The organism is Caballeronia sp. BR00000012568055 (assembly GCF_029439455.1).
Taxonomy (GTDB): Bacteria; Pseudomonadota; Gammaproteobacteria; order Burkholderiales; family Burkholderiaceae; genus Caballeronia.
In genome coordinates this window covers 24,613-47,383 of record NZ_JAQFVG010000154.1, presented here as the reverse complement: position 1 = coordinate 47,383, position 22,771 = coordinate 24,613, and the positions used below count along the sequence as shown (strand labels likewise).

At 60.3% G+C, this 22,771-nt stretch carries 23 protein-coding genes; 3 read left to right on the top strand and 20 right to left on the bottom strand.

The window, feature by feature from the left end; translation table 11 throughout:
* Positions 1–13 precede the first annotated feature (13 nt).
* Complete coding sequence (rimM, locus tag P7F28_RS08425; RefSeq protein WP_277184054.1) at positions 14–730, bottom strand: ribosome maturation factor RimM; 717 nt, start codon at positions 728–730, stop codon at positions 14–16.
* A 94-nt stretch (positions 731–824) separates the two neighbouring features.
* Positions 825–1,079 (bottom strand): 30S ribosomal protein S16, encoded by a 255-nt coding sequence (gene rpsP, locus P7F28_RS08420; RefSeq protein WP_277184053.1) that lies wholly within the window; start codon positions 1,077–1,079, stop codon positions 825–827.
* Positions 1,080–1,300: 221 nt separating this feature from the next.
* On the opposite strand from rpsP, the gene P7F28_RS08415 reads away from it, so the two are divergent.
* Positions 1,301–1,804, top strand: a complete 504-nt coding sequence (locus tag P7F28_RS08415; protein WP_277184052.1) for a hypothetical protein — start codon at positions 1,301–1,303, stop codon at positions 1,802–1,804.
* A gap of 9 nt (positions 1,805–1,813) precedes the next feature.
* Here P7F28_RS08415 and P7F28_RS08410 read toward each other — a convergent pair whose 3' ends face one another.
* Positions 1,814–2,932, bottom strand: coding sequence for a PA0069 family radical SAM protein (locus P7F28_RS08410; RefSeq protein ID WP_277184051.1), 1,119 nt, complete (start codon positions 2,930–2,932; stop codon positions 1,814–1,816).
* Positions 2,933–2,987: 55 nt separating this feature from the next.
* Positions 2,988–3,476 (bottom strand): Lrp/AsnC ligand binding domain-containing protein, encoded by a 489-nt coding sequence (locus P7F28_RS08405; protein ID WP_277184050.1) that lies wholly within the window; start codon positions 3,474–3,476, stop codon positions 2,988–2,990.
* A gap of 154 nt (positions 3,477–3,630) precedes the next feature.
* On the opposite strand from P7F28_RS08405, the gene P7F28_RS08400 reads away from it, so the two are divergent.
* A complete protein-coding gene (locus P7F28_RS08400; protein ID WP_277184049.1) occupies positions 3,631–4,923 on the top strand; it encodes a D-amino acid dehydrogenase in 1,293 nt (430 codons plus the stop codon).
* Positions 4,924–4,988: 65 nt separating this feature from the next.
* On the opposite strand, the gene P7F28_RS08395 is transcribed toward P7F28_RS08400, so the two are convergent.
* The 7 genes from P7F28_RS08395 to P7F28_RS08365 form a co-directional block, all read right to left on the bottom strand.
* Positions 4,989–6,779 (bottom strand): acyl-CoA dehydrogenase, encoded by a 1,791-nt coding sequence (locus P7F28_RS08395; RefSeq protein WP_277184047.1) that lies wholly within the window; start codon positions 6,777–6,779, stop codon positions 4,989–4,991.
* 93 nt (positions 6,780–6,872) lie between these two features.
* Positions 6,873–7,808: an electron transfer flavoprotein subunit alpha/FixB family protein gene (locus tag P7F28_RS08390; RefSeq protein WP_277184046.1), complete on the bottom strand. Its 936-nt coding sequence runs from the start codon at positions 7,806–7,808 to the stop codon at positions 6,873–6,875.
* Positions 7,809–7,810: 2 nt separating this feature from the next.
* The gene (locus tag P7F28_RS08385; protein ID WP_277184045.1) at positions 7,811–8,560 is read right to left on the bottom strand and encodes an electron transfer flavoprotein subunit beta/FixA family protein; all 750 of its coding nucleotides are present in this window, start codon (positions 8,558–8,560) and stop codon (positions 7,811–7,813) included.
* A 175-nt stretch (positions 8,561–8,735) separates the two neighbouring features.
* Positions 8,736–9,530 carry a MetQ/NlpA family ABC transporter substrate-binding protein gene (locus tag P7F28_RS08380; protein ID WP_277184044.1) on the bottom strand — a complete coding sequence of 265 codons (795 nt, stop codon included), beginning with the start codon at positions 9,528–9,530 and terminating at the stop codon, positions 8,736–8,738.
* A 5-nt stretch (positions 9,531–9,535) separates the two neighbouring features.
* Entirely contained in the window at positions 9,536–10,189 is a 654-nt protein-coding gene (locus P7F28_RS08375; protein WP_277184043.1) for a methionine ABC transporter permease, read from the bottom strand.
* Positions 10,179–11,213: a methionine ABC transporter ATP-binding protein gene (locus tag P7F28_RS08370; RefSeq protein WP_277184042.1), complete on the bottom strand. Its 1,035-nt coding sequence runs from the start codon at positions 11,211–11,213 to the stop codon at positions 10,179–10,181. Before P7F28_RS08370 ends, P7F28_RS08375 begins: the two co-directional genes overlap by 11 nt.
* Before the next feature lie 180 nt (positions 11,214–11,393).
* Positions 11,394–12,317, bottom strand: a complete 924-nt coding sequence (locus tag P7F28_RS08365; protein ID WP_277184041.1) for a histone deacetylase family protein — start codon at positions 12,315–12,317, stop codon at positions 11,394–11,396.
* 409 nt (positions 12,318–12,726) lie between these two features.
* On the opposite strand from P7F28_RS08365, the gene mltB reads away from it, so the two are divergent.
* Entirely contained in the window at positions 12,727–13,794 is a 1,068-nt protein-coding gene (mltB, locus tag P7F28_RS08360) for a lytic murein transglycosylase B (RefSeq protein ID WP_277184134.1), read from the top strand.
* 47 nt (positions 13,795–13,841) lie between these two features.
* On the opposite strand, the gene cysM is transcribed toward mltB, so the two are convergent.
* The 9 genes from cysM to rpsA all read right to left on the bottom strand — a co-directional run bounded on the left by cysM (position 13,842) and on the right by rpsA (position 22,716).
* The gene (gene cysM / locus P7F28_RS08355) at positions 13,842–14,744 is read right to left on the bottom strand and encodes a cysteine synthase CysM (RefSeq protein ID WP_277184040.1); all 903 of its coding nucleotides are present in this window, start codon (positions 14,742–14,744) and stop codon (positions 13,842–13,844) included.
* Between the two features lie 252 nt (positions 14,745–14,996).
* Complete coding sequence (locus P7F28_RS08350; RefSeq protein ID WP_277184039.1) at positions 14,997–15,359, bottom strand: helix-hairpin-helix domain-containing protein; 363 nt, start codon at positions 15,357–15,359, stop codon at positions 14,997–14,999.
* Between the two features lie 74 nt (positions 15,360–15,433).
* A complete protein-coding gene (rfaD, locus tag P7F28_RS08345) occupies positions 15,434–16,426 on the bottom strand; it encodes an ADP-glyceromanno-heptose 6-epimerase (RefSeq protein ID WP_277184038.1) in 993 nt (330 codons plus the stop codon).
* Positions 16,427–16,436: 10 nt separating this feature from the next.
* A complete protein-coding gene (gene rfaE1, locus P7F28_RS08340; RefSeq protein ID WP_277184037.1) occupies positions 16,437–17,408 on the bottom strand; it encodes a D-glycero-beta-D-manno-heptose-7-phosphate kinase in 972 nt (323 codons plus the stop codon).
* The gene (locus P7F28_RS08335) at positions 17,380–18,777 is read right to left on the bottom strand and encodes a UDP-glucose/GDP-mannose dehydrogenase family protein (protein WP_277184036.1); all 1,398 of its coding nucleotides are present in this window, start codon (positions 18,775–18,777) and stop codon (positions 17,380–17,382) included. The genes rfaE1 and P7F28_RS08335 overlap by 29 nt, the downstream gene beginning before the upstream one ends.
* 45 nt (positions 18,778–18,822) lie before the next feature.
* Complete coding sequence (lapB, locus tag P7F28_RS08330) at positions 18,823–19,998, bottom strand: lipopolysaccharide assembly protein LapB (protein ID WP_277184035.1); 1,176 nt, start codon at positions 19,996–19,998, stop codon at positions 18,823–18,825.
* 88 nt (positions 19,999–20,086) lie between these two features.
* Positions 20,087–20,380: a lipopolysaccharide assembly LapA domain-containing protein gene (locus P7F28_RS08325; RefSeq protein ID WP_277184034.1), complete on the bottom strand. Its 294-nt coding sequence runs from the start codon at positions 20,378–20,380 to the stop codon at positions 20,087–20,089.
* 251 nt (positions 20,381–20,631) lie between these two features.
* On the bottom strand, positions 20,632–20,961 hold the full coding sequence (locus P7F28_RS08320) for an integration host factor subunit beta (RefSeq protein WP_008342376.1): 330 nt from the start codon (positions 20,959–20,961) through the stop codon (positions 20,632–20,634).
* A 21-nt stretch (positions 20,962–20,982) separates the two neighbouring features.
* Positions 20,983–22,716, bottom strand: a complete 1,734-nt coding sequence (gene rpsA / locus P7F28_RS08315; RefSeq protein ID WP_277184033.1) for a 30S ribosomal protein S1 — start codon at positions 22,714–22,716, stop codon at positions 20,983–20,985.
* Positions 22,717–22,771: the final 55 nt, after the last annotated feature.

Genomic DNA, 22,771 nt, shown 5'->3' with positions numbered 1-22,771 from the left:
TTGCTGATGCCGTTTAATAATCGGCGTCCCAGTCAACGACGATACGCTTCGCCGCCCGATCCACCGTCTTCACATACACGCCGACGAACGGAATCAGCCGCTCGCCGGTCACGGGCTTGCCATCCTTGTCCGTACTCGGATACTCGATCCGCAGGATGGAATGCGCGCCGTTGTCGATCATGTCGGCGACATGGCCTAAAGCCACGCCCGCCTCGTTTTCGACATTCAGGCCGATCAGATCGACCCAGTAGAATTCGTCTTCGTCGTCGAGTTTCGGGAAATCGACGCGTGCAATGTGCACCGTGTATCCCTTCAACGCTTCGGATGCGTTGCGATCCTCGCAACCACCCAGCCGCGCGACGATGGTATCCGCATGCACTTTCGATTGCATGCAGCGCGCGGACTTGCGTTCGCGGCCCTTCGTCAGCCACCAGCGTTTGGCGGTCAGCAGCGCGTCGCCGCCTGACTTGCCATTCGAATGCGGCACGATCTTGACCCAGCCTTTGAGACCGTAGCCGTCGGCGATATAACCGACTTCCACTGCGTCTTCCGGCAAAGCCTCGACCGACTCGATGACTTGTTCCTGCTTTGCGCTCGAAACGTCGGCGGCCACGCGACGCGCGCCCGGCTTGCGGGCAAACGCGCCAAACGTGGCGGCTTTCTCTTCTTGCCCCGGCTTCGGCTGGCTGACGGCACCATCGTGGCCGTTTTGGGGATCACGCGTGGACATCAGCGAACCTTGGGCTTTAACTTCGGCAGAATTCGAACGACTGGCGATAGAGCCGCATGAAGCGGCGTACATCGCCATCAAACGTTCAGACGACTTAAGCAGCCGGCTGAGCTTGTGCAGCTTGCTTGACCAGACGCTCGACGGTCGGCGACAGTTGCGCGCCAACGCCTTGCCAATAGGTCAGGCGATCTTGAGCGATACGCAGCGATTCGCCCTTGGTGGCGACCGGGTTGTAGAAACCCACGCGCTCGATGAAGCGGCCGTCACGACGGCTACGCGAATCGGTTGCGACGATGTTGTAGAACGGGCGCTTCTTCGAGCCGCCACGAGCCAAGCGGATGATGACCATGCTTAAATCCTTGAAAACCGGGGTTCGGAACTACGAGAACAGGCGATTATAGCCGGATTCCGAAGCACTAACAAACACTTAACGCGTTTTTCGTGTTTGGCTGCTTCGGAACTCCCAATTTCAAGGTGTGGTCAAGGCGTGCGGCAATGTGACTTTCTGTCAGCGGCGGCCTCGCCGGGCGTAAAATGCTTGCCGCGTTCCGTTCACCATTGCACTCGCTGATGACCTCCTCGTCCGTTGCCGCTTCAACCGGCCCGAAGCCCGCCGGCAAACCGCTTCCGCCGTACTTCCGCTCGAAGACGCTGACCGCTGCGCTCGCGTTTCTGTTTGGCTATATCGGGCTGCACAGGTTTTATCTGTACGGCATGCGCGATAAATACGGCTGGGCGCATATCGTCGGGATCATTTTGGGCGCGGTAGGTTTTATGCTGCTTGCCGCGACCGAGCGCGCGTCGATTCTTGGCTGGGTGCTGGCGTTTCCCGGCGCGGTGTCGCTGCTGGCGGCGTTTCTGTCGGCGATCGTGTATGGATTGCGGCCCGACGAAAAGTGGGATGCGCAGTTCAACGCGCACACCAATCGCCAAAGCGATTCGGGCTGGACGGTCATTTTCATCGTGATCTTCTCGCTGCTGTTCGGCGCGTTCTTGCTGATGACCGGCCTCGCGCTCACCTTCCAGACGTATTTCGAAAGTCAGGTCGAATCGGCGAAAACGCTGTCGCAATGACGCGCTGAGCTAGAACAGATCGAGCTGCGGATTCGACGGCGGCGCGATCTCCGGCTTTTTGAACTCCGACATATCGAGAATGCCGTGCGACCGCTGGTTCAGTCCGAGCCGCTTTGTCGCCTTGCTGAAGCGTTGCTTGAGCATGTCCGCCCATAAGCCTTCGCCTTTCATGCGCTTGGCGAAATCCGAGTCGTAGTCTTTGCCGCCGCGCATATCGCGTACGCGGCTCATCACGCGGTCCGCGCGATCGGGAAAATGCGCGGCCAGCCAGTCTTTGAACAGCGGCGCAACTTCCCACGGCAGACGCAGCACGATATAACTCGCGCTCGTCGCGCCCGCCTCGGCGCAGGCTTCGAGTACGCGCTCCATGTCCGGTTCTGTGACGAACGGAATCAGCGGCGCGATGCTCACGCCCACTGGAATCCCCGCATCGACCAAAGTGCGAATGGTGCGCAGACGGCGCGATGGCGTGGCCGCGCGCGGTTCGAGCGTGCGCGCGATGTCGGCATCGAGTGTGGTGACGGTGATGGCGGCCATGACTTGTCCGCGCGAAGCCATCGGCGCAAGTAAGTCGATATCACGTTCGATCAGCGACGACTTGGTGATCGCCGCAAACGGATGTCCGCTGTCGTGCAGGATTTCGATCACGCGCCGCGTGAGCTTCAGATCGCGCTCGACCGGCTGATACGCGTCCGTATTGACGCCCAGCGCGATCGGCTCCGGCCGATAGTTCGGCTTGCCGATCTCGCGCTCCAGCAATTCGCCCGCGTTGATCTTCGCGTAAATGCGGCTTTCGAAATCCAGCCCTGGCGAAAGCCCGAGATAACTATGCGTCGGACGCGCGAAGCAATAAATGCAACCGTGCTCACAACCTCGATACGGATTCAACGAAGTCGAAAACGGTATATCCGGCGAGTTGTTGTGCGTGAGGATGCTCTTGGCGCGTTCCTCGAATATTTGCGTGCGCAGCGGCGGCGTATCGCCCTCTTCCTGAGAAACGTGCTCCCAGCCATCCTCGACGCGCTCGCGTTCATCGCGCTCGTATCGCCCCTGCATATTCGTGACCGCGCCGCGCCCTTTGAGCGGCGAAGGCGGCGCGATGGGGAATTCGCGGTCGGACGTGGGCATAGCGGAGACGCTCCATAAAACACTGTATAAATATACAGTGTTTACGTCCGATGCGTCACATCTCGGCAGGAATAAACAGCGTCTCCTTGATCTCTTCCATCACCACATAGCTCTTTGACTGCACCGCGCCCGGCAACTGCAAGAGAATGTCCCCAAGCAGCTTCCGATAATCCGCCATCTCACCGATCCGCGCCTTGATCAGATAGTCGAAATCGCCGGACACGAGATGACACTCCAATACCTCGGGAATCTTCTGAACCTCGCGCCGAAACTGGTCGAACATGTTGCCGCTCTTGTGATCCAGCGTGATCTCGACAAACACGAGCAGCGCCGCGCCCAATTCCGCCGGATTCACCCGCGCGTGATAGCCCATGATGACGCCGTCGCGTTCCATGCGCTTCACCCGTTCGATGCAAGGCGTCACCGACAATCCGACGCGCTCGGCCAGATCCTTCATAGCGATGCGTCCGTCCTGCTGAAGCGTGTTCAGAATCTTGTGATCGAGCTTATCGAGCGCGCGGACCGGATTACGCTGTGTTCTCATTGTTTTTTCCCGAAAATCACTCAAATACAATAACTAAAACTATATCGATATCCATACCATAGTCGATAACACTATACGAGCTTCCGTTTGCGTCGTCGATCCACTTTCTAAGCGCGCAACGGCAGTTTTATCGAATCTGGTTGGAGATTTTTCCATGCGTATCGTCATTCTCGGAAGCGGCGTCGTTGGCGTAACGAGCGCCTATTACCTCGCCCGCGCCGGTCACGAAGTCACGGTCATCGACCGTGAAGCCGGCCCTGCGCTCGAAACGAGTTTTGCCAACGCCGGACAGATCTCGCCGGGCTACGCATCGCCGTGGGCTGCGCCGGGCGTGCCGCTCAAGGCCGTGAAGTGGATGTTCGAGAAGCACGCGCCGCTCGCTATTCGTCTCGATGGCACGGTGAATCAGCTTCAATGGATGTGGCAAATGCTGCGCAACTGCACGCAGGATCGCTACACGGTGAACAAGGGCCGCATGGTGCGCCTGGCCGAATACAGCCGCGATTGCCTGCAAGCATTGCGCGCCGATACCGGAATTCAGTACGAAGGCCGCACCGGCGGCACGCTTCAGCTTTTCCGCACCCAGCAGCAATTGGACGGTGCGGCGAAGGATATCGCCGTGCTGAAGGACGCCAATGTGCCGTTCGAATTGCTGTCCGCGGATGAATTGAAGAACGCGGAACCCGCGCTCGCCGCTGTATCGCACAAACTGACGGGCGGTCTGCGTCTGCCAAACGATGAAACCGGCGACTGCCAGATGTTCACCACGCGCCTCGCCGCAATGGCCGAAACACTTGGCGTCAAGTTCCGCTACAACACGCCGATCGATGCGCTGGCGATGGCAAACGGCCGTATCGCGGGCGTGCAGTGTGGCAAGGAACTCGTGCAGGGCGATTCGTACGTCGTCGCGCTCGGCTCGTATTCGCCGAAGCTGCTGCGCGATCTGGTGAAGATTCCGGTTTATCCGCTCAAGGGTTATTCGCTCACCGCGCCGATTGTCGATGCGAACCGCGCGCCGGTTTCCACCGTGCTCGACGAAACCTACAAGATCGCGATCACGCGTTTCGACGATCGCATTCGCGTGGGCGGCATGGCGGAAATCGTCGGTTTCGACAAGACGTTGAAGCAGGCGCGTCGCGAAACGCTGGAAATGTGCGTGAACGATTTGTTCCCCGGCGGCGGCGATACCGCCAGCGCGAACTTCTGGACCGGTCTGCGCCCGATGACACCGGACGGCACGCCGATCGTCGGCCGCACGCCGGTGCCGAATCTGTTCCTCAACACCGGACACGGCACGCTTGGCTGGACGATGTCGTGCGGCTCGGGCCAGTTGCTGGCGGATCTGATGTCGGGCAAGCAGCCCGCGATCCGCGCGGATGATCTCTCGGTACATCGCTATTTCGGCGATACGGGCGTGAATCGTCGGCCGGGCTATGCGAACGCGTGATGCTTTCTAGGCACGCTTGAAGAAAAAAAGGCGCCTCGCGGCGCCTTTTCTTTTTGCGGCAACACTCAGAACTGATCTTCGCTCAGCGCCAGCACGCCTTCCGTGCCCTTCGCGCTGATGATCGACGCTTCGATCCCCGGCGCATGCGACAGAATGTGCTCCGCGTAGAACTCGGCCGTCGCAATCTTTGCCGTATGGAAGCGCTCGTCCCCCGCGCGTTTGGCATGCGAGACGAGCATCGCGCGCGCCATCTGCCAGCCGCACAGCACCGTGCCCGCAAGCCGCAAATAAGGCACGCTGCCCGCGAACACCGCGTTCGGATCGCTCTTGTATTTCGCGACGATAAACTCGATCGACCGCGCCAGCGACAAGCTCCCCGCGCTCAAATGCCGATGCATCGACTTGAACGCTTGTCCGTCCACCTCGGTGAGCGCGACGATGGTCTGATCGATTTGCGCCAGCAGCGCCTGCGCCGCGCGGCCGCCATCGCGCACGGTCTTGCGGCCGACCAGATCGTTGGCCTGAATCGCGGTCGTGCCTTCGTAAATCGGCAAGATGCGCGCATCGCGATAATGCTGCGCCGCGCCCGTCTCTTCGATAAAACCCATCCCGCCATGCACCTGCACGCCGATGCTCGCGACATCGACGGACATTTCGGTGCTGAAGCCTTTGATGATCGGCACAAGGTATTCGTAGATCGCCTGATGGCGCTTGCGCGCGTCTTCATCGGCGTGACCGTGGGCGAGATCGGAATGCGCCGCCGCAACATAAGCCAGCGCGCGCGAGCCTTCGGTGAACGCGCGCATGGTGGACAGCATGCGCCGCACGTCGGGATGATGAATGATCGTGACCGGCTCCTTCGCGCTGCCATCGACGGGACGGCTCTGCACGCGGTCTTTCGCATACGCCACCGCCTGCTGATACGCCCGCTCCGCCACCGCGATGCCCTGCATGCCTACCGCGAATCGCGCCGCGTTCATCATGATGAACATGTATTCCAGCCCGCGATTTTCCTCGCCGATCAAATAGCCGATCGCGCCGCCGTGATCGCCGTATTGCAGCACCGCCGTCGGACTCGCCTTGATCCCGAGCTTGTGTTCGATCGAGACGCAATGCACGTCGTTGCGCGCGCCGAGCGAACCGTCGTCGTTGATCAGAAACTTGGGCACGAGAAAGAGCGAAATGCCCTTCACGCCTTCGGGCGCATCCGGCGTGCGCGCCAGCACGAGATGGACGATGTTCTTCACCATATCGTGTTCGCCGTACGTGATGAAAATCTTCGTGCCGAATACTTTGTACGAGCCATCGCCTTGCGGCTGCGCGCGCGTGCGGACCATCGCCAGATCGGAGCCGGCTTGCGGCTCGGTGAGGTTCATCGTGCCGGTCCATTCGCCTTCGATCAGCTTCGGCAAATAGCGCGCTTTCTGCTCGTCGGTGCCAGCGGTGAGCAGCGCTTCGATCGCGCCATCGGTCAGCAGCGGACACAGCGCGAACGACAGATTCGCTGAGTTCAGCATCTCGTTGCACGCCGTCGCGATGAGCTTCGGCAAGCCCTGTCCGCCGAATTCCGATGGATGCACGACGCCTTGCCAGCCGCCTTCCGCGTACTGACGAAACGCATCCTTGAAACCGGGCGTGGTCGTGACTTCGCCGTTCGCAAACGCGCTCGGCTCGCGGTCGCCCGCGACGTTCAGCGGCGCGACGATTTCACCGCAGAAACGCGCGGCTTCTTCGACGACGGCCTGCGCGGTATCGAACCCGCCGTCTTCGTAGCCGGGCATGGCGGCAACGCTGTCGATATCGGCGAGTTCCTTCATCACGAACAGCATGTCCTTGACGGGGGCCGTGTAGCTCATTCTTTTGTCTCCTACGTGTTCAGAAAAAAGAAGGGGCGTAACCGTGGTCACGCCCCTTCTCTCATATGCCGATGTGTGTCACGGCGTGCACGCTCAGCCGAGTTCCTTCACGAGTTCCGGTACAACCGAGAACAGATCGCCGACCAGACCGTAATCGGCGACGCTGAAAATCGGCGCTTCCGGGTCTTTGTTGATGGCGACGATCACCTTCGAGTCCTTCATGCCAGCCAAGTGCTGGATTGCGCCGGAGATGCCGACTGCCACATACAACTGCGGCGCGACGATCTTGCCCGTCTGACCGACCTGATAATCGTTCGGCACATAGCCAGCGTCCACAGCCGCACGCGATGCACCCAGCGCCGCGCCGAGCTTGTCGGCGAGCGGTTCGAGCGTCTGCGTGTAGTTCTCGCCGCTGCCCAGACCGCGTCCACCGGAAACGATGATGTGCGCGCTCGTCAGTTCCGGACGATCCAGTTTCGTCACTTCACGCGATACGAACGACGAGATGCCCGCGTCCGCCGCTGCATCGATCTTCTCGACCGATGCGCTGCCGCCTTCCGCCGCGACCGGATCGAAGCCCGTGGCACGCACGGTGATGACCTTGATCGGATCGCTGGATTGAACCGTGGCGATGGCGTTGCCGGCGTAGATCGGGCGTTCGAACGTGTCGGCGCTATCGACGGCGGTGATGTCGCTGATTTGCGCGACATCGAGATGCGCAGCGATACGCGGCGCAATGTTCTTACCGTAGGCCGTCGCCGGAGCCAGAATGTGCGAGTAATTCTTCGCGATGCTCAGTACCGTGCCATCGACGTTTTCCGCGAGACCTTCAGCGAGTTGCGGCGCATCGGCCAGCAGCACTTTGGAAACGCCCGCGATCTTCGCCGCCGCATCCGCCGCGCCTTGCGCGTTCGAGCCTGCGACCAGCACATGCACGTCGCCGCCAATCTTCGCGGCCGCGGCCACCGTATTCAACGTCGCCGCCTTGATCGACGCGTTGTCGTGTTCTGCAATTACGAGAGTCGTCATATTCAGATCACCTTCGCTTCGTTCTTCAGCTTCTGGACCAGCGTGCTCACGTCCGGCACCGTGATACCGGCGCTGCGCTTGGGCGGCTCGACAACCTTCAGCGTCTTCAGACGCGGCGTCACATCCACACCCAGATCAGCGGGCTTCACCGTCGTCAAAGGCTTCTTCTTCGCCTTCATGATGTTCGGCAGCGTCACATAGCGCGGCTCGTTCAGACGCAGATCGGTCGTCACGACGGCGGGCAGCTTCAGCGACAGCGTTTCCGCGCCACCATCGACTTCGCGCGACACGGTGGCTTTGCCATCCGCAACCACGACTTTCGATGCAAACGTCGCCTGCGGCAGACCTGCCAATGCCGCGAGCATCTGACCGGTTTGATTCGAATCGTCGTCGATTGCCTGCTTGCCGAGAATGACGAGTTCAGGCTTCTCTTGATCGACCAGGGCCTTCAGCAACTTGGCCACGGCCAACGGCTGCAATTCATCCGCAGATTCAACCAGGATGGCGCGATCCGCGCCGATCGCCAGCGCCGTGCGCAGCGTTTCCTGACATTGCGTCACGCCGCACGATACGGCGATCACTTCGGTGGCTACACCCGCTTCCTTCAGACGAACCGCTTCTTCCACAGCGATTTCGTCGAACGGGTTCATCGACATTTTCACGTTGGCGATATCGACACCCGTGTTGTCCGATTTCACGCGGACCTTCACGTTGTAGTCGACCACGCGCTTGACTGGCACCAGAATTTTCATGCACACGCTCCAAAGTTACGATTACGTCAACCCAGCGTCATTATACGAGCGACGCGGCCGCTCCGACCCGCCGAAACGGGTGGGCTGAGTCAGCGTGATGCAGGTTGCAATAAGCTTGAGCCGAAATATATTCGAACGATCGTTCTTTTTATATCCCCGAAAACCCCGACGTGCTTCACCACGCGGTGATTACCGCGCCGCCGAACTTTCCGTCGATAAACTGCTTCACCTCCGGCGAGCGATACGACGACACCAGCGTCTTCACCCACGGCTTGTCCTTGTCCGCCGCGCGAATCGCGATGATATTCGCGTACGGACCGTGCGAGTCTTCGATGGCGATCGCGTCTGCCTTCGGCTTCAGACCCGCTTCCATCGCGAAGTTCGTGTTGATGGCGGCGGCATCGACATCGGCGAGCGAGCGCGGGATTTGCGCGGCATCGAGTTCGACGATCTTCAGCTTCTTCGGGTTGTCGGTGATATCGAGCGGCGTGGCTTTGAGACCCGCATCGGCGCGCAGTTTGATCAGACCTTGCGATTGCAGCAGCAGCAACGCACGGCCGCCGTTGGTCGGATCGTTCGGCACCGCGATACGCGCGCCGTTCTGCAATTCCTTGAGCGACTTGATCTTTCTCGAATAGATGCCCATCGGATACGTCACCGTGTTGGCGACGCTGATGAGCTTGTAGCCGCGATCCTTCACCTGCGCGTCGAGATACGGCAAGTGCTGATAACTGTTGGCATCGAGATCGCCGGATGCGAGCGCGGCGTTCGGCTGCACGTAATCGGAGAATTCGATGATGGTGATCTTCAGCCCTTGCTTGGCCGCGACCTGCTTTACGACTTCCATGATCTGCGCGTGCGGACCGCCGGTCACGCCGACCTTGATCGACTCATCGGCATAGGCGTTTGCCGTGAACAGCGTGGCGCTTGCGAGGGCTGCCGCGAACTTCAGAATATTTCGACGTTGCATGATGGTTATTTATGGCTGAGTCGACGAACGAGCCAGTCGCCGAACGATTGCACGAGTTGCACGAAAACGATCAGGATGATGACCACGGTCAGCATCACTTCAGGCAGAAAGCGTTGGTAACCATAGCGGATGCCGAGATCGCCGAGACCGCCGCCGCCGATTGCGCCCGCCATCGCCGAATAGCCGACGAGCGAGACGAAGGTGATGGTCAATCCGGCGACCACGCCCGGCAGCGATTCCGGCAGCAGCACTTTGAACACGATCTGTCGCGTGGTCGCGCCCGTCGCCTGCGCGGCTTCGATCAGACCGCGATCCACTTCACGCAGCGCCGTTTCCACCAGACGCGCGATAAACGGCGCCGCCGCAATCGTCAGCGGCACGACGGCCGCCGCCGTCCCGATCGACGATCCGACCACGAGCCGCGTGAACGGAATCACCGCGACCAGCAAAATGATGAACGGCGTGGAACGCACCGCATTGACGATACCGCCGACCACGCGATTCACCGCGATGTTCTGCAATACGCCATCGCGATCGGTCAGATACAGCAACACGCCAAGCGGCAAACCCAGCGCCGCGCCGATCAGCCCCGAGATGCCGACCATGATCAGCGTTTCCCAGAACGACTGGACAAACATGTCGAACATTTCACTCAACATGAGACAACTCCTCAACGACCACGCCTTGTGAGCGCAGATAAGCGATCGCTTCGGCGACCTTCACCGGCTGACCGCCCGCGAGCACCGCGAGCGAGCCGAACGCCTGGCCCTGGATCTCATCGATCTGGCCGTGCAGGATATTGAAATCGAGTTCGTAGCGGCGGATGGTTTCCGAGAGAATCGGCTGATCGACGCCGGAACCGGTGAACGCGAGTCGCAGCAAATGCCCGCTGCCGGTCTTCAATCGCTCGGCCACGCGCGCCTTCAGCGCGGGCGGCAACTCATGCGCGATGACATCGCCGATCAGCGCGCGCGTGACTTCGTGATGCGGCTGCATGAAGACATCGACCACTTTGCCTTCTTCGACCACGCGGCCCGCATCGAGCACGGCGACGCGGTCGCACACCTGCTTGATCACCTCCATCTGATGCGTGATGAGCACGATCGTCAGACCGAGTTCGCGATTGATCTTGCGCAGCAAATCGAGAATTGCGCGCGTGGTTTCGGGATCGAGCGCGGAGGTGGCTTCATCGGAGAGCAGCACTTTCGGCTTGCTCGCCAGCGCCCGCGCGATACCCACGCGCTGCTTCTGCCCGCCGCTGATCTGCGCAGGATATTTGTCCTTGTGCTGCGTGAGTCCGACGAGTTCCAGCAGCGGCAACACCGTCGCTTCGATCTCCGCGCGCTTCATGCCGGCAAGTTCCAGCGGCAGCGCGACATTGCCGAACACCGTGCGCGAACTCAGCAAATTGAAGTGCTGAAAGATCATGCCGATATCGCGGCGCGCGGCGCGCAAATCGTTCTTGCCGAGCGTGGTGAGATCGCGCCCTTCGACGACGACACTGCCTTCGCTTGGACGCGTCAGCAGATTGATGGTGCGCACCAGCGTGCTCTTGCCCGCACCGCTTCGACCGATGATGCCGAACACTTCGCCGGCGGGAATCGCCAGATTGACGTTGTGCAGCGCTTCGACCCAGCCGCGCGGGCCGGCGAAACGCTGCGAGAGATTGCGTATGTCGATCATCTTCCGATCATGAAAATACAAACGGCGGAGGCTGCGCGTGGGTCTCCCTCGCGCTGCCGGCCGCCGCTTCTAGGTGTTGTTTCTGGTGTTGTGTTGCGTGTAGACCGCGATTTTACAGGACGGGCTTCATTTCCTTTAATAATGATTTTCGATCGACTTATTGCATTGGGATATTTAGATTCAGATTTCTGCCAGCGCGCGCAAATGCGCGACCACGCTTCGTCCCAACGCCGACAAGTTGTAACCGCCTTCCAGACAACTCACGATGCGCCCCTGCGCGTGCCGTTTGGCGATACCGCGAATCTGCTCCGTGATCCACGCGTAATCGTCCTCGACGAGTCCCATATTCGCCATATCGTCTTCACGATGCGCATCGAAACCAGCGGAGACGAAGATCATCTGCGGCTTGAACGCTTCGAGTCGCGGCAGCCACATCAGATCGACGATCTCGCGCACTTGCATGCCCTTCGTGCGCGCGGGCAGCGGCACATTCACCATATTCGATGCGTGATTGTCCGCGCCGCTGAACGGATAAAACGGATGCTGGAAGAAGCTGCACATCAGCACGCGCGAGTCGCCGGTGAAGGCGGCTTCGGTGCCATTACCGTGATGCACATCGAAATCGACGATAGCGACGCGCTGCAAGCCATGCACTTCGAGCGCATGACGCGCGGCAATCGCCACGTTATTGAACAGGCAGAAGCCCATCGCGCGCGCGGGTTCGGCGTGATGGCCAGGCGGGCGCACGCTGCAAAACGCGTTCTCGTGGCGGCCTTCGATCACCGCATCGGTGGCGGCAATCGCTGCGCCCGCCGCTCGCAACGCCGCGCGATACGACGCGGGACACATCGACGTATCCGGGTCGAGTTCGCTGCGGCCCGACTCGGGCGTGCGGCTCTTGATGTAATCGATATGCGCCTGCGTGTGCACACGCGCCAGCTCGCTTTCTTCCGCCAGCGGCGCTTCTTCATGTTCGATAAATCCGTCGATTCCGCTTGCGATCAGTTGATCTTCGATCGCCTGCAATCGCGCCGGACATTCGGGATGGTATTGCCCGTTGTCGTGCTGAAGGCATTCGGGATGGGAGTAAAAGCCGGTGGCCATGTTGTCTCGCTATGCCGCTTTCGTCGGCTCTCGTCTCGTGTTTTTTCGTCATACGCGACCACAGGCCGCATGTTTGCCGTTAAGTTACCACACCGTTCGATACGGCCCGAACCATCGAATGATCCGACGTGAAGCGCCTTTCGGCCCCAATCGTTCACATACCGTCGGTTATACTGCCGCGATGCTCATGACGCCCTGTGCTTGCCGCGTGGGCCGTTGCAGGCAGTGGCATCGCGTCGGGAATCATTGCAGAGATTCGCAACTCACAGGCGCGTGACACGCGAACTTCGCGCTCGCCTTTCATCGCCACCAAACCACGCACACTATGACTTTTCAGTTTGCTCCGTTCGGAAACACGTTCAAGCCGTCGCGCTTTGCCTGCATCGCTTCGTTGCTCTGCGCACTCGGCATGAACGCCGGTCACGGCGCCTTCGCCCAGACGCAGCAGCCGCAAAACGCGACGCCGCAAGGGCAAGAATTCGAAGAAGAAATCATCCCGCAGCGTTACGCGAACAACCCGAATGTCGATGCCTTCATCAACGACATGGTGGCGCGCTACGACTTCGATCCCGCCGCGCTGCACGCGCTGTTCAATAACGTCAGCTATTCGGCGACTGCGGTGAAACTCGTGCTGCCATCGCCCACGCCGTCGGCGAAGAACTGGAAGGCGTATCAGGCGCGCTTTATCGAACCGATTCGCATCAACGCGGGCGTGAAATTCTGGCGCGCGAATCAGGCCACGCTGCAACGCGCGAGCGAGCAATTCGGCGTGCCGCCTGAGATCATCGTCGGGATCATTGGCGTAGAGACCATCTACGGCAAGTACATGGGCAACTTCCGCGCGCTCGATGTGCTGACCACGCTCACCTTCGATTATCCGAACACGCCGAATCGCGTCGAGCGTATGGCGACGTTCCGCAAGAATCTCGAAGACCTGCTGGTGTGGACGCGCGATTCCCAGATCGATCCGACCACGGTGCTCGGTTCGTACACCGGCGCGATCGGCATTCCGCAGTTTCTGCCGAGCAGCATCGTGCAGTACGCGGTGGATTTCGATGGCAATAGCCGTATCGATCTGCGCGCCAGCCCGGCCGATGCCATCGGCAGTGTGGCGAATTATCTGAAGCAGAATGGCTGGGAGCCGGGTCGTCCGGTAGTGTGGCGCATTGCGGGTGACGAAGGCAGTCAGGGGATCGCGCAGGCGGCGGCGGATGGATCGCCGGAACCGCATTGGTCGCTGGCGCAACTCACCAAGGCGGGAATGCTGCTCAACGAGCCGGGTCTGAACATCAACGCCGAAGCGCCGACGCCGCTCACCGTCGTCGATCTGCCGACGCCCGGCATGTCCACGCAGTACACGCTCGGGCTGAAGAACTTCTACGCGTTGACGCGCTATAACCGCAGCTTCTTTTACGCGCTCGCGGTGTATCAGCTCGGCGAAGCGGTCAAGGCAAAAATGCAGTCCGGCGCGCAGTAAATTGGTTTGAACGAAACCCCGGTACGCCGGGGTTTTTTCATGGAACGTCAGGCAGGAAACACACCCGTCGAGAGATACCGATCACCCCGATCGCAGACGATAAACACGATCGTCGCATTCTCTACCTGACGCGCGATGCGCAACGCCACTTCGCACGCACCGCCCGACGAAATCCCCGCGAAAATCCCTTCGACCGATGCCAGCCGGCGCGCCATCGCTTCCGACGCGGCCTGACTCACGTTCTCCACGCGATCCACCCGCGAGCGATCGAAGATCTTCGGCAGATACTCTTCCGGCCACTTGCGAATGCCCGGAATACGCGAGCCCTCTTCCGGCTGCGCACCAATAATCTCGATCTTCTCGCTCTGCTCCTTCAGATACTGCGACACGCCCATGATCGTGCCAGTCGTGCCCATCGACGAGACGAAATGCGTGATGCGGCCATCGGTCTGCTTCCACAGCTCCGGGCCGGTGGTTTCGTAGTGCGCGAGCGGATTATCCGGATTGGCGAACTGGTCGAGGATGATGCCTTTGCCGTCGCGCTGCATCTGTTCGGCGAGATCGCGGGCGTATTCCATGCCGCCAGTCGTCGGCGTCAGCACGATCTGCGCGCCGTATGCGCCCATGCTCTGACGGCGCTCGATCGACAAATCTTCCGGCATGATCAGCACCATCTTGTAGCCGCGCACCGCTGCAGCCATCGCCAACGCGATACCCGTGTTGCCGCTGGTCGCTTCGATCAGCGTATCGCCCGGTTTGATGCGGCCGCGTTCCTCGGCTTTGCGGATCATCGACAAAGCCGGGCGGTCCTTCACCGAACCCGCCGGATTATTGCCTTCGAGCTTGCCGAGCACGACGTTGTTGCGGCTGCGGATGTCGTCATCGACGACGCGGACCAGTTGCACGAGCGGCGTATTGCCGATCGTGTCTTCGATAGTCATGTAAGCCATATGGGAACCAGTTCGGGTTGCACGCGCTCGACTGCGTGATTTTGATATAAGGATTTCTCGATTGTAGCCCAGCGATCCGTGCGACGCCCGTGCGTCCCTGTTGGCCGGATGGATTGCGTGCTGCGGGCGCTGTATCGCCCGGATTCGGCAACGCAAAAAACCCGCAGGCGGAACCGACTGCGGGAGCCCAAAACCATCCGAAGGCTGAAGGAGGATGTGCTTACCGATGCGACGACACGCGCCGTGTGTCGCCTACTTCTTCACGACCACAGGTTTCGCCGATGCCGATGCGGAGACTTGCGTCGCGGTCGCGCCATTTGCCACAGCGGTTTTCGGCGCGGAACCGCTCGTACCGATAGTCAGCCCTTCGGCCTCCAGACGCTGCACGGTCTTGCCGCCCAGCCCCTTCACGCGCGTGCCGAGATCGCTCGCGTCCTTGTACGGACCGTGCGCCTGACGTTCATCGAGAATGGCTTTTGCCTTGGCGGGACCGATACCCTTGATACCGCGCAGCGCATCGGAATTGGCAGTGTTCACATCGACGGATGCGAAGGCGGAACCGATCGACAGCGCGAGTGCGAAGGCGACGAGCGATGAGAGTGCTTGCTTGAACATACGTAGGTCTCCGAGAGAACCGGCCAGCACCAGCGCTGACCGTGAGACCCAGTGTAGAGAGACTTCGAAAACGTTTATAGCTGGCCGAACAGCCAATGCACGTAGCGGTCCACGCCCTCTTGAACCGTCAAAAACGGCGCGTCATAACCGGCCGCGCGCAGCTTCGACTGGTCCGCTTGCGTGAAGCATTGATACTTGCCGCGCAGCGCATCCGGGAACGGAATGTACTCGATCAAACCGCGCTGCACGAGTTCCGCCAACGACAGCGAAGCCTCGCCGTTCAAGGCGCGCAGCGAATTCACCACCGTCGATGCGATATCGTTGAACGGCTGCGCGCGCCCCGTGCCGAGGTTGAAAATTCCCGACTTCTCCGGGTGATCGAAGAAGAAGAGATTGACCTTCACCACGTCTTCGACGGAGATGAAATCGCGCGTCTGCTCGCCCGCGGCATAGCCGTTGTATTCGCCGAATAGCCTAACTTTGCCATCCGAACGGAACTGATTGAAGTTGTGAAATGCGACCGACGCCATGCGTCCCTTGTGCGTTTCACGCTGCCCGTACACATTGAAATAGCGAAATCCGACGATCTGACTCTTCGCCTTCGGCATCACCTGACGCACGATCTGATCGAACAGCAGCTTCGAATAGCCGTAGACGTTCAGCGGCTTTTCGTACTCGCGCTCTTCAACGAATTTGCTCGATCCACCATACGTCGCTGCCGACGATGCGTAGAGAAACTGCACGTCGTTGGCCTGACAGATGTCCATCACTTCGCGGCTGTAGCGGAAGTTGTTGTCCATCATGTAGCGGCCGTCGGTTTCCATCGTGTCCGAGCAGGCGCCTTCGTGAAACACCGCGCGTACTTTGCCGAAGTCGCCGCGCCGGAAGCGTTCGACGAATTCGGTTTTATCGAGGTAATCGTCGATCTCGCAATCGACCAGATTCTTGAATTTGTCGGCTTTCGTCAGATTATCGACGGCGATCACGCGTTGCTCGCCGCGATCGTTGAGCGCCTTGACGATATTGCTGCCGATGAACCCGGCCGCGCCGGTGACGATAATGGTCATAGGTAGGAGGTCAGGCGAAAAGTTCGTTGTAGTCGACGGTCGCCGTGCCGAGCTTGCCGACGACGATACCCGCCGCGCGGTTCGCATAGACGATCGAATCGACCAGCGGCACACCCGCGCCCAGCATGGTCGCGACGGTGGCGATCACGGTGTCGCCCGCGCCCGAGACATCATACACTTCACGTGCTTCCGCCGATGTGTGTACGACTTGTGTCTCCGTGAACAGGGTCATGCCTTCTTCGGAGCGCGTCAGCAGCAGCGCGCTGAGATCCAGTTCCTCGCGCAGCTTCTTCACGCGCTCGTGCAAATCTTCTTCCGATTTCCACTGGCCGATCACCTCGCGCAACTCCGCGCGGTTCGGCGTAATCAGCGTCGCGCCGCGATACCGCGCCCAGTCGTCGCCCTTCGGATCGACGAGCACGGGTTTGCCGGCGCGCTTTGCATCGCTGATCATCTGCGTGACGTGCGTGAGGCCGCCCTTCGCATAGTCCGACATCAGAATGACGTCGTATTGCGGCAGCAGTTCCGTGAAGCGCGCGAGGCACGCGAGCAGCACTTCATGATTCGGCGCGTCTTCGAAATCGACTCGCAGCAACTGTTGCTGACGCGACAGCACGCGCAGCTTGATGGTGGTCGGCAGATCGGGATCGCGGCCGAGATGCGCGGCGACCTTGCTCTCGCCCAGCAATTCGACGATACGCTCGCCCGGTTCATCGTGCCCGACCACGCACAGCAAACCCGCCTGCGCGCCGATCGCCGCCGCATTGCGCGCCACGTTCGCCGCACCGCCTAAGCGATCTTCCTTCTTCTGCACGCGCACCACCGGAACGGGCGCTTCGGGCGAGATACGGTTCACATCGCCGAACCAGTAGCGATCGAGCATCACATCGCCGACAACCAGCACGCGCGCAGCGGAAATGCGCGCGAGCGGGACGACGGGAATAGCGGCCTGATCAGTTGCGGTTGCTGTCGAGTTCGACATGGGGACGTCCTATTGCGTAATAGTCGATGCCGAGTTCGGCCATCGCCTCCGGTTCATACAAATTGCGGCCGTCGAAGATCACCGGCATCTTCAGCTCGCTCTTCAAGTGCCCGAAATCCGGGCTCTTGAACTCCTTCCATTCGGTCACGATCACGAGCGCATCCGCGCCCGTCAGCGCTTCCTTTTGCGTCTGCACGAAATGCAGGCGCTTCATGTCTTCCGGACGATCCGCCAGGTCCAGCGCGATGACGCGCTCGGCTTCCTGCATCGACACCGGATCGTACGCGCGCACGGTTGCGCCGCGCGCCAGCAAAGCAGCCGCGATCCGACGGCTCGATGCCTCGCGCATATCGTCGGTCTGCGGCTTGAACGCGAGGCCCCACAGCGCGAACGTGCGGCCGCGCAGGTCTTCGCCCATGCGCTTCACGATCTTGTTGACGAGCACTTCTTTCTGATCGTCGTTGACGGCTTCGACGGCTTCCAGAATGCGCAACTGATGGCCGTTTTCACGCGCCATCTGCACCAATGCCTGCACGTCCTTCGGGAAGCACGAGCCGCCATAACCGCAGCCCGCATACAGAAAGTGATACCCGATTCGCGGGTCCGAGCCAATCCCCCGCCGCACGGCTTCGATATCCGCGCCGACTGTATCGGCGAGATTGGAGAGGTCGTTCATGAACGAAATGCGCGTGGCCAGCATGGCGTTGGCCGCGTACTTGGTGAACTCGGCGGAACGCACGTCCATATACAGCGTGCGTTCGTGATTGCGGTTGAACGGCGTGTAGAGGCGCTTCATCTTCTCGCGCGCGCGGTTGCCATCTGCATCGTCGTCGATACCGATCACGATGCGGTCCGGGCGCATGAAATCATCCACCGCCGCGCCTTCCTTCAGAAACTCCGGATTCGACACCACGGAGAAGCGATACTTGTCCGAGCTTTCCAGCCCGCGCGCCTTCAATTCTTCTTCGATCACATTGCGGACATGGCTCGCCGTGCCCACCGGCACCGTCGATTTATCGACGATCACCTTGAAGCCATTCGAATACTTGCCGATATTGCGCGCCGCCGCGAGCACGTATTGCAGATCGGCGGAACCGTCTTCGTCGGGCGGCGTGCCGACCGCGATGAACTGAATCTCGCCATGCTCGACGCTCGCCTTCACGTCGGTCGAAAACTGGATGCGGCCCGCCGCGCGCACGCGATTGAGCATTTCCAGCAGGCCCGGTTCGTGGATCGGCACGCCGCCGTTGTTGAGGATTTCGATCTTGCGCGGATCGACATCCACACAAAACACGTCATTGCCGATTTCGGCGAGACACGCGCCGGTGACAAGACCGACATAACCGGTGCCGACGATGGTGATTTTCATATGTGTATCGGAGGAAGTTCTTCTGTAGCGGTGGCGAAGGCTGAATCAGGCCGAACTGGTGATCGGCTCGACGCGGCGCGGCGCATAGGTTTCCCAGCCGCTGCAGCCGGGGCATTGCCAATAGAATAGACGCGCCCGGAAGCCGCAAGTTTGACATGTGTAGCGCGGCAGATTCTTGGTGCGCTGTTTCACCAGATTACGCATCAATTCCAGCTCGCCGCGACGCGGTTCATCGGCGGTCGCTTCCTGCGCTTCGAGCAAACGCGTCATGCCGGCGAGATTCGGCGCGGCCTGCATCTGCTTGCGCGCGAGCGTGTGCGCGGCGTCCAATCCGCGCAATTCCTGAACGTGCTTGTAAGCCACATCCAGCAAGTCGTTCGATGGATAGCGCGTGGCGTAATCGGTCAGCAGATCGACGCCCGCTTCGGTCTGACCGAGCGCGCTGTACGCCTTCATCAGCTTCTCGGCGACAAGCGGCAGATACGCCTCGTTCTGCCCTTCCACGCGCTTCCAGTGTTCGATCGCGCCCGTCAAATTACCAGCGGCGGCTTCGACATCGCCCGACAAGATGGTTGCGCGCACGTTGTCCGGATTCGATGCCAGCGCGAGTTTCAATTCCTCGCGCGCGCCATCCGGATTCTTGCGCTGCAAGGCTTCCTGCGCGAGTTCGCAATGAAAATGCGCGATCTCCATGTGCAGCGAAGGCGCACCCATCTTTTCGATGCGCTCGGCCGTCGTAATCGACTTCGGCCAATCCTTTTCGATTTCGTAAATGGTCAGCAGCGCGCGTTGCGCGCCGAGCGAATATTCACCGGCATCGAGCGAACGGAAGGTTTCTTCGGCGCGATCCAGCAGCCCGGCTTTGAGAAAGTCCTGCCCGAGTTCATACAGCGCGTGATCGCGTTCGGCGGCAGGCAAATCTGCGCGGCTCAACAAATTTTGATGCACGCGAATCGCGCGATCCGTCTCGCCGCGCCGCCGGAACAGATTGCCCAGCGCAAAGTGCAGTTCGATAGTTTCGGGATCGAGCTTGGCGACTTCGATAAAGGCATCGATCGCCTTGTCGTGCTGTTCGTTCAGCAGGAAATTGAGGCCGCGAAAATACGATCGCGGCAGATTCGCGTTCTCGGACAGCAGCGTTTTGAGGTCATAGCGCGATGTCATCCAGCCCAGCGCGAACGCGATCGGAATGACGAGCAGCCACCAGAAGTCTAGATCCATGCGATTAGTCGTTGAGTCGGTTAGGTGTCTGCTTTTTCGCAGCGATACAGGCGCGTTTCAGTTGACGCGCGCCTTGGTGCAGACAGCGTCAGATGAGCGGCGGCATCGGCGGTTCTTCCTTCACCACCGGCGTCTCGCGCGCCACGCGCAACTCGCGTTTCAGGCGGCCGTTTTCCATGCGCAGGCGGACCATCGCCGGGACTGCGGACACAAGTCCCGCCAGCAAGCCCACGACGAAGAACGCCAGCCCGATCAGAATCAGCGGCGCGGACCACGCGTAACCCGCGAGGAAATTGAGCGTCGCCGGTTGCGTGTTGGCAAGCGCCAGCACGAGCAACAGAACGAAAACCAGAACGCGGATCAGCCAGACGATAAATTTCATGAAGGGTCTCGCGAGAGCGTGCTTGCTCAGGTCAAAGTGACCGGTATTGTAATTGATGCGTTTGGAAGGGCACACCTGAGCGCGCTCCGACTTGAAAGGGAGCAAGTGCTGCACCTGTTGCATCGAGCGCATTTGCTTAAGAGTACGAAAGCGCCGCGCATAAAAAAAGCACCCCGCAGGGTGCTTTTCTGGTCGATTGCCTCGTGGCCGGACGCCGCGGACTGAAACATCTCAGTCAGGATGCGCGCCGATCAGAGATCGTCCGCATCGTCGTCATTCGACGCCTTCAGCGGCTCGCCCGCGCGGCCATCGACACGTTCGCGCAATTCCTTGCCCGGCTTGAAGTGCGGCACGAATTTCTCCGGCACCAGCACCTTCTCACCCGACTTGGGATTGCGCCCCACGCGCGACGGACGACGGTTGAGCCCAAAGCTGCCGAAGCCGCGAATCTCGATACGATGACCGTTGGCCAAAGCCTCCGACATCGCATCGAGCATCGTCTTCACCGCGAAATCCGCATCTTTGAGAACAAGTTGCGGAAATCGCGACGCCAACTGGGCGACCAATTCACTTTTGGTCATACTGCAGCGTGCCGGTAGGGCTTAGCTGTTCTGGCCGTCGAGCTTGGCCTTGAGCAGCGCGCCGAGGTTGGTCGTGCCGGTCGCGGCGGCGTTCGAGTCCGAAGCTTGCAGGCCGCGAATCGCTTCCTGTTGCTCAGCCGAATCCTTTGCCTTGATCGACAGGTTGATACCACGCGACTTGCGATCGATGTTGATGATCATCGCGTTGACCTTGTCGCCTTCCTTCAGCACATTGCGCGCATCTTCCACGCGGTCTTGTGCGATTTCCGAAGCACGCAGGTAACCTTCGACTTCGCCGGACAGCGTAACGACCGCGCCCTTCGGGTCCACAGCCTTCACGATACCGTCAACGATCGCGCCCTTGTCGTTGATCGCGACAAAGTTGTTGAACGGGTCGCCTTCGAGCTGCTTGATACCCAGCGAGATGCGTTCCTTCTCGACGTCGATGCCCAGAACCACGGCTTCGACTTCGTCGCCCTTCTTGTACTTGCGCACGGCTTCTTCGCCGGTTTCCGACCACGACAGATCCGACAGGTGAACCAGACCGTCGATACCGCCAGGAAGACCGATGAACACGCCGAAGTCGGTGATCGACTTGATGGCGCCTTGCAGCTTGTCGCCCTTCTTGTAGTTGCGGCTGAAGTCATCCCACGGATTCGGCTTGCATTGCTTCATGCCGAGCGAGATACGGCGGCGGTCTTCGTCGATTTCGAGAACCATGACTTCGACTTCGTCACCGAGTTGCACAACCTTCGACGGTGCAACGTTCTTGTTCGTCCAGTCCATTTCCGACACGTGGACCAGGCCTTCGATGCCCGATTCCACTTCGACGAATGCGCCGTAGTCGGTGATGTTGGTGACCTTACCGAACAGGCGCGTGCCCGACGGGTAACGACGCGAGATGCCTTCCCACGGATCGTCGCCGAGTTGCTTGATACCGAGCGAAACGCGGTTCTTCTCTTGGTCGAACTTGAGGATCTTCGCGGTGACTTCCTGGCCAACCGACAGCACTTCCGACGGGTGACGCACACGACGCCATGCGATGTCGGTGATGTGCAGCAGGCCGTCGATACCGCCGAGGTCCACGAACGCGCCGTAGTCGGTGATGTTCTTGACCACGCCTTCCACAATCGCGCCTTCCTTCAGCGTTTCCAGCAGCTTTGCGCGCTCTTCGCCTTGGGTCGCTTCGATCACGGCACGGCGCGACAGCACGACGTTGTTACGCTTGCGGTCGAGCTTGATGACGCGGAACTCGAGGGTCTTGCCTTCGTACGGGGTCGTGTCCTTGACCGGACGCGTATCAACCAGCGAACCCGGCAGGAACGCGCGGATGCCGTTGACCATGACGGTCATGCCGCCCTTGACCTTGCCCGTGATCGTGCCGGTCACGAGTTCGTTGTTGTCGAGTGCTTTTTCCAGCGACAGCCACGAAGCCAGACGCTTCGCCTTGTCGCGCGACAGGATGGTGTCGCCATAGCCGTTTTCCAGCGCGTCGATCGCGACGGAAACGAAGTCGCCCGCCTGCACTTCCACTTCACCCGCGTCGTTCAGGAACTCTTCGAGCGGAATATAGGCTTCGGACTTGAGACCAGCGTTGACGACCACGAAGTTGTGGTCAACGCGCACGACTTCAGCGGAGATCACTTCGCCAGCGCGCATGTCTTGCTTGGTCAGCGACTCTTCGAACAGAGCCGCAAAGGATTCGGTATTCGGGGTGGAGGTTTGCAGGTCGGACATAAAAATCGATATTTGCACAGCTTTTGCGCGATGGTCTCGGAATTGAGACCGGCGATGCGCTCGGCCATACGGG

Bases quoted from the DNA above. Each gene is read 5' to 3' on its own strand.
- rimM (WP_277184054.1), bottom strand. From the start codon at position 730: ATGTCCACGCGTGATCCCCAAAACGGCCACGATGGTGCCGTCAGCCAG.
- rpsP (WP_277184053.1), bottom strand. From the start codon at position 1,079: ATGGTCATCATCCGCTTGGCTCGTGGCGGCTCGAAGAAGCGCCCGTTC.
- P7F28_RS08415 (WP_277184052.1), top strand. From the start codon at position 1,301: ATGACCTCCTCGTCCGTTGCCGCTTCAACCGGCCCGAAGCCCGCCGGC.
- P7F28_RS08410 (WP_277184051.1), bottom strand. From the start codon at position 2,932: ATGCCCACGTCCGACCGCGAATTCCCCATCGCGCCGCCTTCGCCGCTC.
- P7F28_RS08405 (WP_277184050.1), bottom strand. From the start codon at position 3,476: ATGAGAACACAGCGTAATCCGGTCCGCGCGCTCGATAAGCTCGATCAC.
- P7F28_RS08400 (WP_277184049.1), top strand. From the start codon at position 3,631: ATGCGTATCGTCATTCTCGGAAGCGGCGTCGTTGGCGTAACGAGCGCC.
- P7F28_RS08395 (WP_277184047.1), bottom strand. From the start codon at position 6,779: ATGAGCTACACGGCCCCCGTCAAGGACATGCTGTTCGTGATGAAGGAA.
- P7F28_RS08390 (WP_277184046.1), bottom strand. From the start codon at position 7,808: ATGACGACTCTCGTAATTGCAGAACACGACAACGCGTCGATCAAGGCG.
- P7F28_RS08385 (WP_277184045.1), bottom strand. From the start codon at position 8,560: ATGAAAATTCTGGTGCCAGTCAAGCGCGTGGTCGACTACAACGTGAAG.
- P7F28_RS08380 (WP_277184044.1), bottom strand. From the start codon at position 9,530: ATGCAACGTCGAAATATTCTGAAGTTCGCGGCAGCCCTCGCAAGCGCC.
- P7F28_RS08375 (WP_277184043.1), bottom strand. From the start codon at position 10,189: ATGTTGAGTGAAATGTTCGACATGTTTGTCCAGTCGTTCTGGGAAACG.
- P7F28_RS08370 (WP_277184042.1), bottom strand. From the start codon at position 11,213: ATGATCGACATACGCAATCTCTCGCAGCGTTTCGCCGGCCCGCGCGGC.
- P7F28_RS08365 (WP_277184041.1), bottom strand. From the start codon at position 12,317: ATGGCCACCGGCTTTTACTCCCATCCCGAATGCCTTCAGCACGACAAC.
- mltB (WP_277184134.1), top strand. From the start codon at position 12,727: ATGAACGCCGGTCACGGCGCCTTCGCCCAGACGCAGCAGCCGCAAAAC.
- cysM (WP_277184040.1), bottom strand. From the start codon at position 14,744: ATGGCTTACATGACTATCGAAGACACGATCGGCAATACGCCGCTCGTG.
- P7F28_RS08350 (WP_277184039.1), bottom strand. From the start codon at position 15,359: ATGTTCAAGCAAGCACTCTCATCGCTCGTCGCCTTCGCACTCGCGCTG.
- rfaD (WP_277184038.1), bottom strand. From the start codon at position 16,426: ATGACCATTATCGTCACCGGCGCGGCCGGGTTCATCGGCAGCAATATC.
- rfaE1 (WP_277184037.1), bottom strand. From the start codon at position 17,408: ATGTCGAACTCGACAGCAACCGCAACTGATCAGGCCGCTATTCCCGTC.
- P7F28_RS08335 (WP_277184036.1), bottom strand. From the start codon at position 18,777: ATGAAAATCACCATCGTCGGCACCGGTTATGTCGGTCTTGTCACCGGC.
- lapB (WP_277184035.1), bottom strand. From the start codon at position 19,998: ATGGATCTAGACTTCTGGTGGCTGCTCGTCATTCCGATCGCGTTCGCG.
- P7F28_RS08325 (WP_277184034.1), bottom strand. From the start codon at position 20,380: ATGAAATTTATCGTCTGGCTGATCCGCGTTCTGGTTTTCGTTCTGTTG.
- P7F28_RS08320 (WP_008342376.1), bottom strand. From the start codon at position 20,961: ATGACCAAAAGTGAATTGGTCGCCCAGTTGGCGTCGCGATTTCCGCAA.